Raw genomic sequence first — 11328 nt, 5'->3', positions numbered from 1 at the left:
GAGAATCATGGCATCCATTTCGTTGAGTAAAGTTCTCGGACGCGCCCTTGCAACAACGAACGGCCTCGTCCACGTCCACCTACCGGAGGGTATCGGCAGGGACTCCGCCGAAGAAATCGTTCGCTCTGCCAACCTGGCGCGGCCGGCGACACCGCCATTTGCCCTTCTAGTCACGGCAGGGCCTTCGTCTCTGGACGATGCGAGCTGTCCCCGCGTGACTCCCCAGCACACTATTCAATACCGTCAAGGCGACCACTTGGCGGTCGTGTATGGACGCCAACCAGACCTATCATCCTTCGTCCAAGTGTTCCGCGAGGTCTTCGGCCAGAGCTTTCCCGAGCAGGCCGAAGGTCCAGTGGCTCTCACCGAGCTTTCAGACCTAATAGTCGATGAGCTCGTCGGAGAATTCGGCGTTGACGGAGTGAGCGACGTCCAACGGGCACGCTGCTCGCAAGTACTTGCGCCCTGCCTGTCCACACTTTCGACCGTTCATTCACGCTCGGGGGACACTGGACGGAGTTGGAACGCAGCTTGGTTCGCGCATGTCGATCGAGGAATCAGCAACCTCTGGGTAGCGCTCGACCACTTGAGGGTTACTGGCTCCCCTCTAGACCTTCCGGAGGCCTTGGCAAAGTATGTGTACGCCTGTTTTGCCCTGCCCAAGCCCACTTTTGGGGGAGCAAAGTCGTTCCTGACCTCTGCATCCGCAGCTGTGGCGCTCGGGGATTCGCTTGCTGAGAACTGGGGCGACGAGGAAGCGTTTCGGATGAGCGCGGGACAGCTCGCTACGCGCCCGGAAGTGAAGGCAGCCGGGGGCACGCACCCCCTTGAAGACTTCGGTATCGACAATTTGGATGAAACTGTATCCCGCGAGGGCAATGCATGGTTGGGGCTGGCCGAAGTCATTGGAGCTTCGCCAGAAAACATTGAGCGATTCTCGGAATTGACTGAAGGGCAGTTTAGGAGTCCAGCCCGCGAGGACAACGAATCCGCGAGGATTGATATTGCCTTCTCGGGAGGTGGGTCACTCGTGCTCGACCCGGAGCTTCCGGAAAGTCCCTTCCTGATTCCCTTTTCGTCCGATGGATCAGCTGGTGGGCGCCAGCTTCAATCCGAGCTCCTGACGATTCGTATCCCAACTTTGGAGCCGATAGAACCCGACGTTGCCCGCACGTCAGGGCTGACCATACAAATCCTTCCTGCAAACATCGCGCACTGGGTAGGCAGCGTTGACTTGGCAGAAGACGGGGGACTTATTGCCGTTGGCCGATTTGTCAAGCCCCGCGGTAATGGACGGAGTGCCGCGCCATTCCGGCTCGTGTCGCTCAGGGTTTCGCTCTCGACCAACGACCCCGTTGCTCCTTGGGTCCGAAATGACCTAATAACAAAGGCATTTGTCTTTTCTGGCATGCAGACGTTCCTGGCCGTGGCCCCGTTTAAGAAATCGGGTGCACTAGGAAAGGTTACATATCTGGGGCCAATGGATTGGACCCCGTCATCCGACCCCGATGAACACTCGCAGGATTTCGCGGAGGAGCTTCCGGAGGTTGCGGGTGGTTACCAAGCAATGCTGTGGCACCCTGACGCCGAGGATCAACCACTGCTGGACGGGGTTGCAGTCAAGGTGCATCCCGTGCTCAAGGGACTCTTTCCACTACGTTTTGCTCCCACTGGCGACAACGAATTTGTGGCGAATGGCTATACCTTCCGTGTCAGGCCTGTTGCAGCAGGAGGCGGCCACCAATCCGCGCTCCTCGCTGCGGCAGTAAAGCAGCAGGTTGAACCGGACCGGCCCAAACCAGCGACGGAGGGGTCAGTCCGAGGGCAGGCTGAGGCCTTCTATGCCAGCCGGCTAGTCTCAGGGGACGATTCCGTAATCGCGGCCCTTGGTCACATAATGATGCCGAGTAACGAGTCCACGCCGGTCTGGGATGCGCGCCCCCAAGACGCGGGGGCAATTCTCATGCCGGATGCCGCGCGGAAAGCCCTGGACGGTGTTAGCTACTTTGAGTTGGATCAGGACTTTGTACGCGGCGCCGAAGCAGCGAGGTTCCGAGACGCTTTTCGGGCCTTCAAAATGGGCGACCTTCTCCGACGACAGGATGTGCACGGTGAGGGTGTAGATTTCGAATGGCCGTCACGGACGTCTTGGCGGTCGCTTTGGGCTTCCCCAGTATTGAGAGAGTATCTCGAGGCCTACGCGCAACTTGTCGATGCCGCCCGCGCTACAGGGAAGGACGAAAACGTCTTTTGGGCGGCATATCCCATGTCCGTCAGCGTCTGGGACGTCCGCGGCGATGAAGGCTGTCAGGCGGTCCTTCTGAGTCCACTCCATCCCCTTAGGCTCGCGTGGCTAGCGGGAGCGGAACACGTTCTTTTTGAAGCCGTGAATTCAGTCCAGCATGCAGGCTCGATCGAAGGTTGGAACCTCCCGCTCGTAGGTCCTGGCGAGACTAGCTCAGGACGAATGTTGGCGGTTCCTACTGACTCGGGGGAGGATCAGATCTTCCTAGGTTGGTCAATGATGCTTCCCCCAGGGAAATCACGGCCTCGGCGGCTGTCGGCGCCGGATCGTATTGGAAACGCGGTAACGCCAGGGACAGCAGTCAGTGGACTCAACGCTACCGCTGTTGATGCAGCTTTGAGATCCTTCCGCAGGATGCATCCCCACATCACGACGTTGACAGTAGATCTACACGCCCAAGACCGTCAGATTCGTCTTACCGAGATTGACGATTCGGTTCTAGCTGTCGCAGAGGAATGGGGCAAAGACGATACTGGACGACTGATGGGCGGGCTGAGGGTGCTCGACTCCGTTAGACGTGAAGGGCCTGTACCACGAGACGCGGTCACAAAGTTGGTCCGCGAGAATCGCGACATGCTGTTGACCTGGTCCCGATACACACCAGGTCCGGATTCAAAGGCGTGGTGCAACATACGGTTCCTTCAGGACTCAGGCACGACCGTTCGGGTAGGAGAGGGTGGGAATGCACACGGCGTGCTCGGCAGCGTGCCTCTTCGCCGATTTGAAAGCAACCTGAACAAACTGACGGACCGGCGACTCAGCCTAAGCGAGCCTGCCGTTCCAGGTGAGATGGGGTGGGGCCCATTTAGTCGCGCACTCGCAGCGTGTGAATCTGATGATTCTGCCCCTGTCGTCGAAGCAGGGATGATGCGCCGGGACGTGGCAGACGCGACGGCGGACTGGACGGTCATGGGTGAGTCGTTCCTGAGCCCGGCCATCATGGCTGAGCTGATGGATGTGCACGGTGAAGGGGCGCGGATGTTGTGGGAATGGCGTCCACCCGTTTTCGAGCGCTCCGCAGACGTTCCCTTTATGGAACGTCGTCCTTTTGTATCCATCGCCAAAGTTCCAGATAGCTTCGGGCACCAACTTGAAAGTCTCTTGACGAAAGCAACCGGCCGGCAGGACACGGCTGCCCTCAAGGCTTCGGTCATGTCGAGACTTGGTAGTCGTGGAGTGGGCCTATCGTCGCTCCTCTCCATGGGTGGGACGCATGTAGCAGGCGCTCTGGGATTCTTCCTGACGTTTGGGCTTTTCGATAAGGCTCTTTCCAAAAGAACTAACCGTTTTGTTCTACCGATTGATGCTGCCGACTACTTCCTGCGCACGCTTTCGGGGCAGGCCAATCACGGCCAGCACCAGCGCCGTGCGGACTTACTTTTCATAGACATGGATGAAAATCAGATCGTTCTTTCTCCCGTGGAGATCAAATGCTATGGACTCAAGGGTGACTCCACGGGCTCCACGCTGCCCAGCCCGGGGTCGGCCGCGCTAAAAGAACCCCTTTCCCAACTTGAAGCCAGTTATCGATTGTTGGCGGGTATTGAGCTCAAAGCTGCTGAAGTTTCGGGTGCGGACAGGGTCATTTGGATGAATAGCCTGGCCACGTTGGTTGAGACCGCGGCGCGCCTTAACCCCATTCTCGCTGGTTCCCCGGGGGACTTTGCCAAGCGCCTTGCAGCTTTGGTCGATGGCCGATTAAAGGTCCGTGTAGGCAGGCCGCTCCTGACGTACCTGCAACATGGCGCTACAACGTCCACGGGTGATGCCTTCTACGCAGGCGGCGTGGGCACCGAAGAATTCCAAGTCGGCGCGTTGTTGGCAGACACCGGCACTGTCTTTGGAGCGTTGGACTCGGCTGATCCGTGCCCAATTACAGAACGCTGGTGCGAACTGGTCGACTGGTCTGCGGCCGAGCCAGTCGGTGGGGAGCTTCCCGTCCCGGGTGGCTCGGACGAAGACCTGGTCGGCCCGGAACGTGACCTCACGGGATCCGCAGGTCAAAACTTCGCCGGTCAGGAGCCAGAGCACGCCAGAATTGGGGGCGAGGAGGAGCCGCCCAGATCGTTGGCGGTGGGCGCTGAAGCCCAGACCCGGTCGGACGAGGCAGAGTCAGGGCGGCCTTTGGATGTGGAGACAGGCTCGAGGGTTGGCATAGCTGGGGAGGGCGTGCGAATCAACGTGGGCAACATCCTGGGATCGCTGGGAAAATCCGAAGTCGATTTCTGGCCGAGCAATACAAAGTTGAACCAAATGAATGTCGGTATCGTCGGCGACCTTGGAACAGGCAAGACGGAACTGGTAAAGGCCCTCATTTCCCAGATCCGGGAGCAAGCTCGCGAAAAGCAGCCAACGGAGCCGACATCGATGTTGATTTTTGACTATAAGGGCGACTTCCAAAAGGACGAGTTCGTAAGTCGAATCGGAGGCGTTGTCCTCGAACCACACCAGATACCGGTGAACGTCTTCATGCCTGTAACCGGGCAGCATTCGAGGCTGCCATACCAGCAGGCGGCAGCCTTCGTCGATGTCCTCAGGAAGATTTATCGGGGTGTTGGTCCCGTGCAAGCCAGTCTCTTGAACGAGGCCGTTAGGGAGCTTTATGAACAGAATGACAACAGGCCTCCGACGCTTGCTGAGGTGAGGGCCGAGTATCTGGAGAAGTCCGGCAATCCGGATTCCGTGTCATCCATTCTTGACAGCTTCGTACTCAGTGGGATTTTTAGTACCGACAGATCAGTTCTAAAACCCTTTGGCGAGTTGCTCGAGGGCAAAGTGCTCATTGTCGCGCTTGACCGACTAGGTCCGGACCAAAGCGCCAAGAATGCCCTCGTGGCTCTGTTCTTGAACTTGTACTACGACAACATGTTGAGGACTAACAAGCCGCCGTTCCAGGGGACCAACCCGCAACTTCGCTACCTGAAGTCGTTCCTGTTGGTCGACGAAGCAGTCAACATTATGCGGTACGACTTTCAGGTCCTGATGGATTTGATGCTGCAGGGTCGACAGTTTGGCTACGGCGTCATGCTGGCGTCCCAGTATCTTTCGCATTTCAGGGAAGGCCGGGAGAATTACGGCCAGCCACTGCGGACATGGTTCATCCACAAAGTGCCATCAGTGAGCGGGCGCGAGCTCGCTGCCCTGGGTCTGCCGGACCTGTCGCCTGACGTGCCTCGTCGAATCCCAGACTTGCGTCAGCACGAGGTGCTCTACAAATCCCTTGGTTGTGACGAAGGCCGGTTCATTCGCGTGGTGCCATACTACGAGCGGTACGGGCTGTGATGTCTTGGGCAACGCTGCGCGGTGCCCACGGAACGGGGTCTGACTCTGGCACAATGTATCAGTGATAAAGTTCGTTGACCTGTTCTCGGGTTGTGGTGGTCTCTCCTTGGGCATGGAACGGGCGGGGGGCGAACTTGTCGCCGCCGTAGAGAAGTCAGACATGGCCGCTCGAACGTTCTTCCATAACTATGTCGCGGATGCCTCGGATGTGCGCGTGTGGCAGCAATATGTGCAGCGGAGCCTTCGGCGTCAGTTTGAAGGCAAAGTTGTAGTGAGTGAGCTGGCCAACGTGCTCGCCGATGACGGCCTCATGGAGAGATTCAGTGAGCAGGATCTCGACGCCGTGGTGGGGGGTCCTCCGTGCCAAGGGTTCTCTTTGGCTGGCCGTAGGCTCAAGGACGACTTACGGAACCGACTTGCCTGGGAGTATCTCGACTTCGTCGAGCGGACCGAGCCCAAAGCGGTCGTAATTGAAAACGTTGTGGGAATGAGCCAGAGCTTTGTCAAGGGCGAGGAATCCTCCTTTTCCCAGCTGCAGGCCGCCCTCACCAACATCGGCCCTGGATACGTTGTCCAAGCCGTCCGTGTCAACGCGGTGCACTATGGGGCCCCCCAGTTTCGGCCTAGGCTCATGCTGATTGCATTGAGGAGTGATGTCGCTAACAAACTTCGCATACAGGCGACGACTGGCATCTGGAAGTCTAATTTTGCCGATCTTGCCGGCGATATCCCGGCGCTAGCGCCCGTTCCGACCACCCTTTCTGGTCGTGCATTCACTATTCGTGATGCCATCTCCGATTTGGGAGGCTGGGACGCCACGGACTCTGGCAGGAACGGGGAGTACCTGGCCGGACTGAGGAAAGCGGAGGAGGCGGTACGACCTAAACGCCGTGACGATGCAACCGATCCTCCAAACCAAACTCCCAGACGCCACACCGATACAGTTGTCACCCGCTTCTCTTTCTACCGCATGATGCACCGCAATGGCATTGACCAGCGACTGCTGAGCCAGATGAGCTACTTGGATCTCGAAGGCCAGAAGTCGATGGCTAAGCGGGCTTTAGCGAATGTCGAATTTCCTCTGCAACTCCAATGTTCGGCGCGGCCGGCAGCAATAAGGACGATCACTTCGTTGGACGAGCTTGTGGAACTCGGTGTCGAGCTTGTGACGCGGAAACACAGCCAGAAAGTGCTCAGCGCCAGCGAACCGAGCCGGACCGTCGTCACACTGCCCGACGACTATGTGCATCCCATGGAGTCCCGGATTTTTACAGTTCGAGAGCTTGCACGCTTCCAGGGGTTTCCTGATTCGTTCGAGTTTCTCGGCAGGGAAACCACTGGCGCGCATCGGCGGAAGTTGGAGGTCCCCCAGTACACCCAGGTGGGGAACGCGGTGTCACCTTGGCAGTCGCTTGCAGTGGGCAGGCTTCTCTCGGGGCTGCTGGACGAGTACAGGCGGCCAGACGTCAGGCCCTAGTTCCCGCGACTACGCGTTTCGTCCGAAGCACGCAGTTTCGGCGACCATCTGCGCGAGCGAGGTGGAACTAGGATATGAATATGGCGGACTTCATGAGCCCCGAGCGGCGAAGTGCCCACATGGCAAAAATCCGTTCCAAAGATACCAAGCCTGAGATCATGCTGCGGCGCGTGCTGCATCGCGACGGGCTTCGGTATCGCCTCCATGATCGCCAATTGCCAGGGAAGCCGGATCTAGTATTTGCCGGTCGCAGGAAGGTTATATTTGTCAACGGTTGCTTTTGGCATGGACATGACTGTCCGGTCGGGTCACGGCTGCCGAAAAGCAACACTCAGTTCTGGGCAGACAAGCGACTGCGAAATCAGGAGCGGGACGCCCGTCAGCGGATACAACTCCGGGAGCAAGGGTGGAACTACCTAGATGTCTGGGAATGTGAAGTGTTGGCCAACGACGACGTTATCCGCCGCGTCAAGCTGTTTTTGGGATAGCACAGACATTCATTGACGGCCCTCCTCCCGACGCAAGGAGCGGGTCGTGCAGGGTAATTTTCAACAGGACTTGACTACCGGCTGATCCTTATCCGCTTCTTTGATGCTCGGCGTAGCAATGCGTGTAGAGCGCCCGCTGACGTCCTTTCGCCGGGTGGTCACTACGAGTAGGAGCGTTCCGACCGCTGCATTCTGTCTGGTCGAGCACTGCCCGCATTCCAGTCAGTGCGTTCAAGCTGAGCGTGGAGAAGCCTGTCAAGGACAAGTTCCCGTACCTGCCGCCTGATTCCCGGATCATGCTGGACCGGGTGGCGCAGAAGGTGGTATTGGGCATCATCAGACGCAGCTCCGGTTCAACCGGGCGCAGCTGGTCCTGAACATCGTTTCATATTCAGGGGCCAAGCTGGAGGCCTATCTAAAGCGGTCAGGGAACGACCTTGGGGTGATCTACCGCTCCACCGGTGACTCGTGGACGGGCTACCTCCGCCAAGACAGGGCTACGGAGTAGCCTTCACCCCTGGAGATCGTGTTGCGCGGCGAGGAATTGCCGAATGCGGAGGAAAAGAAGCTCTTGGGCCGCATGGCCGCGCTGATTCAGTGGACTATCGGGAACGTGCCGCGGCCTATCCCAGATGATGAAGTTGGGAGTAGCGGCGTCCAAACAGGCAGCCAAGCTCGTTGGCGCACGGCTGCAGCACATCCCGCTCACATGAAAGCCGCACCGGTCAGTGTCGGAGGACGTTTATGCACTGCGGCAGCTGTTGCGCAGTGGACCAGAAATCGGTGGGGGCCAAGTCTGCTCAGTTCCTCCGATTGCCCAATTCCCACCCTATTATGTCCAGAGCCCGCAGAGGTGTAATTTTGGGCCCTGGAGCCAGATCTGCAATTTCTTTCCAGTAGGGGAGCTGGCTCGCGAGGTCTTTTTGAACAGCCTGAAGCCATTTCAGCCGATAATCCGCGCGGCTCCTGCCATCTTCGAAAGGAACGGGAGCGCCTGCGCACTCGCTGTAGCAATAACCGATGTTGTCGTCGAATAGCGGAATTAGGTGAGGACGCTTACGGTGAAGAACTTTGGATAGCGTCGTGAGTCGAACATACTTAGCCGGCATGGCTTCCAGTAACCCGAAAAGGCGCACGATTGCCTCCAAGGTAGTGAAATCGGCGCCGGCCAGTTCGCCAACCATCGCTGGGTCCCGAAGCCTATCGTTGATGGACGGGGTGAGACTTTCCAGTCCATAGTAAACCGGTATGGGGTTATTCGAGACGTTCAGCAAAACGACTGCGAGTAGATCCTGTGCCCCAACCAAATCATCCCCTGACCCAGGGTACCCGTCGTAAGCCGGATATGCAGACGTCCGTGGACGTTCATGCAAGTAAGTCCAAGCCCAGCTCTTTGCCTCGTGAAATTCAACAATCGCCCCGCCAACTCTAAGTGTCGTCATTGAGTCAGCTTATTAGCCCTTGCAAAAATGCCGCGATTGGCAACTCTCACTGTCGGCTCGTGGGTGCGACCGACTAACTAAGTCTTTTCAGCGGTGCATGTCTGACGCCGAAAGGGGAGTGGGTTTTGGCGCTGCAGAGGAAGTGCTTGTAGTTTTACGAGAGATAACTGGGGAGGAAAAGTGGCGAGGGCGGTTAGTTCGAAGGAATCTGGATGGCGATGCCAGACTTGCGGCAAGCCACTCACGGCCAAGCCGGTGTTGGGTAAGGTCATCGCGCATTCGGCCCGCAATGGCGGCTTGTGCCCTGGCTCTGGGAAAGCAGCTTCTAATTCTGTTGTAAAGCGGAAGCGTAAAAAGCCGCAGGCACGTCGTAACGCAGTTGGGGACGAGATTACGGCGTCGAGGTCGGGACACCGATCGCAGGCGCAGAAGTTGGTGGCTGAGAAGCGAGAGCGCCCCGAGGTGCTACGCACCAAAAAAGCAACTCGAGACTTGCCTGCCCCGAATCGCCGCGTGTCGGGCGAACCGCACTGGTCGTTTTTCAGGACAACCCACGACAGGACCTTGAAACCGATGCCGGGTGGCGTCGGGTCAGGTTGGGAACCTCGCAAGGGACAGGGCGACGAAGATGACCCCGGCTCTCTAACTATGGCCGGAGATCAGGGGGCTTCATCTTCCTCCAGCAGCTGGGACGCGGGCTCCGGCGGGCCGAGGGCAAAGCCGTGCTGACGGTCCTGGACTTCATGGGCCAGCAGCGCCGTGAGTTCCGCTTTGACCTGCGCTATCGGGCGCTGACCGGCTACGGCCGGAAGGAGCTGGAGAAGGCTGTCGAGGACGAGTTCCCCTACCTGCCGTCAGGCTCGCAAATAGTGCTGGATCGGGTGGCGCAGAATGTGGTTCTGGACAACATCAAGGCACAGCTGCGGTTCAACCCGGCCCATCTGGTCAGGGACATTGCTGCTTATGCCGAAACCGAGCTGGAGGCCTACCTGGAGCGGTCGGGGAATGAGGTGAAGATGGTCTACGGTCCACCAGGGACTCGTGGACCGGTTACCTCCGGCTCGCAGGACTGATCGAGGGGCTTTCACCCTTGGAGACCGTGTTGCGCGGGAAGCTCGAGCAGCTGTCGGATGCGGAGGAGAAGAAGCTGCTGGGCCGCATGGCCGCGCTGATTCACGTGGACGATCCGGAACGTGCCGCCGCCTATTCCATGCTGGTTGCCGCCGACGCGCCGCGCTACGCGGAGCTCGGCATGCGCGAGCAGGCTTTTGCACGCATGCTGTTCTACACCCTGTGGGATGATGGCGGAGGATTCAGAACGTACGACGGCGGGCTGGGCCATCTGCGCGGCTACCAGTTTGCGTGCCGCGAGATCCGCCAGGTGGTAGGCCGGGGGTGGGGTGGCGAGTCGCAATACTAGGCGTTCTCATTAGCAGGCACACATATTAGCTGTTCCACCACTCCTGTAGACGCTTGAACAGCGGCTCCCGGGGTGCAGTCCGATTCCGTTGAACCACGACGCTCACGACCTCTCCGAGGCCCTCGTCCAGGTAGGACACAGAGCCGTTGTTCACGAACACCAGCTGTCCGACTGGAACGGAGATCTGCCGTGCCGCTATCCACTCCTGCGGGGACGCATTCTGATAAATCGGTTGCAGCCCGAGAACAGTGCAGTCCCCGGAGTGCCTGACGTGGACAACCGTGAAAGCCTTACGTCTTATAGAGTCGGGAACTCGCTCGGTGTGCATTTTCCGCCGACCGACTTCAGCTGGGTAGAGGACGGGTGCGCTACGTCGGCTTGAAGATGGTCCCGATGACGTGTCACGTCTGTAGTTATCAGTGCATGGGTGCTTTGGCCAAGGCGGGCCAACCTCATCGAAGTAGACGCGGCTGCCATGCTCATTGGAGTAGAAATAGACTTGGGCGCCGCAGACGGGGCACACAGCGTTCGGCCGGACCAGGCCGGTGGATCGAGGCATTCGGATCGTCCGAGTGACGGGTTTGCCGTAGCTAGTTGGCGTTTGGTAGCTAGTCGGCGTCTGCGTAGACGCAGTCATCGTATAGCGAGTTGACGAGCGCGGCGAATACGTCTGCCCGCTGGCCCTGGTAACCGTGTGGCTGGAGACCCAAACAAGTTGTCCGTTCTTGCCACGCCGGTAATGCCCCCGCCGGTTATACGTCGTCATTCGGATATCTTGTCATGCGTATCTAAGGCGAAAAGCCTAGATTCAAAAAATGGACGCCATCCAATGCTATCCTGCGTCGATCTTAGGCCGTTCTTCACCAAATCTTGATACTGCTTTCCAGCGTTTTGTCCGTATACGAAGAACGGCA

Annotated in this window: 7 protein-coding genes; 6 read left to right on the top strand and 1 reads right to left on the bottom strand. The window is 58.5% G+C overall.

Features of this window, described 5'->3' with window-relative positions; all coding sequences use genetic code 11:
- The first annotated feature begins 7 nt into the window (after window positions 1-7).
- The 4 genes from PUN51_RS15090 to PUN51_RS15075 all read left to right on the top strand — a co-directional run bounded on the left by PUN51_RS15090 (window position 8) and on the right by PUN51_RS15075 (window position 7929).
- Entirely contained in the window at window positions 8-5587 is a 5580-nt protein-coding gene (locus PUN51_RS15090) for an ATP-binding protein (RefSeq protein WP_275181516.1), read from the top strand.
- A gap of 61 nt (window positions 5588-5648) precedes the next feature.
- Window positions 5649-7064: a DNA cytosine methyltransferase gene (locus PUN51_RS15085; protein ID WP_275181515.1), complete on the top strand. Its 1416-nt coding sequence runs from the start codon at window positions 5649-5651 to the stop codon at window positions 7062-7064.
- Window positions 7065-7144: 80 nt separating this feature from the next.
- Window positions 7145-7552, top strand: a complete 408-nt coding sequence (locus PUN51_RS15080) for a very short patch repair endonuclease (protein WP_275181514.1) — start codon at window positions 7145-7147, stop codon at window positions 7550-7552.
- Between the two features lie 242 nt (window positions 7553-7794).
- The gene (locus PUN51_RS15075) at window positions 7795-7929 is read left to right on the top strand and encodes a hypothetical protein (protein ID WP_275181513.1); all 135 of its coding nucleotides are present in this window, start codon (window positions 7795-7797) and stop codon (window positions 7927-7929) included.
- A gap of 423 nt (window positions 7930-8352) precedes the next feature.
- On the opposite strand, the gene PUN51_RS20855 is transcribed toward PUN51_RS15075, so the two are convergent.
- Window positions 8353-8994, bottom strand: coding sequence for a DUF6308 family protein (locus PUN51_RS20855; RefSeq protein ID WP_374114958.1), 642 nt, complete (start codon window positions 8992-8994; stop codon window positions 8353-8355).
- Window positions 8995-9716: 722 nt separating this feature from the next.
- On the opposite strand from PUN51_RS20855, the gene PUN51_RS20850 reads away from it, so the two are divergent.
- Both PUN51_RS20850 and PUN51_RS15065 read left to right on the top strand, forming a co-directional pair.
- Window positions 9717-10067, top strand: coding sequence for a hypothetical protein (locus tag PUN51_RS20850; RefSeq protein WP_275181512.1), 351 nt, complete (start codon window positions 9717-9719; stop codon window positions 10065-10067).
- Between the two features lie 17 nt (window positions 10068-10084).
- Window positions 10085-10414, top strand: coding sequence for a hypothetical protein (locus PUN51_RS15065; RefSeq protein ID WP_275181511.1), 330 nt, complete (start codon window positions 10085-10087; stop codon window positions 10412-10414).
- The last annotated feature ends 914 nt before the right edge of the window (window positions 10415-11328 follow it).

The organism is Arthrobacter sp. NQ4 (assembly GCF_029077345.1).
GTDB lineage: Bacteria > Actinomycetota > Actinomycetes > Actinomycetales > Micrococcaceae > Arthrobacter.
Note: the sequence above shows the minus strand (reverse complement) of the source record. Positions and strands in the feature narration are given on the sequence as shown.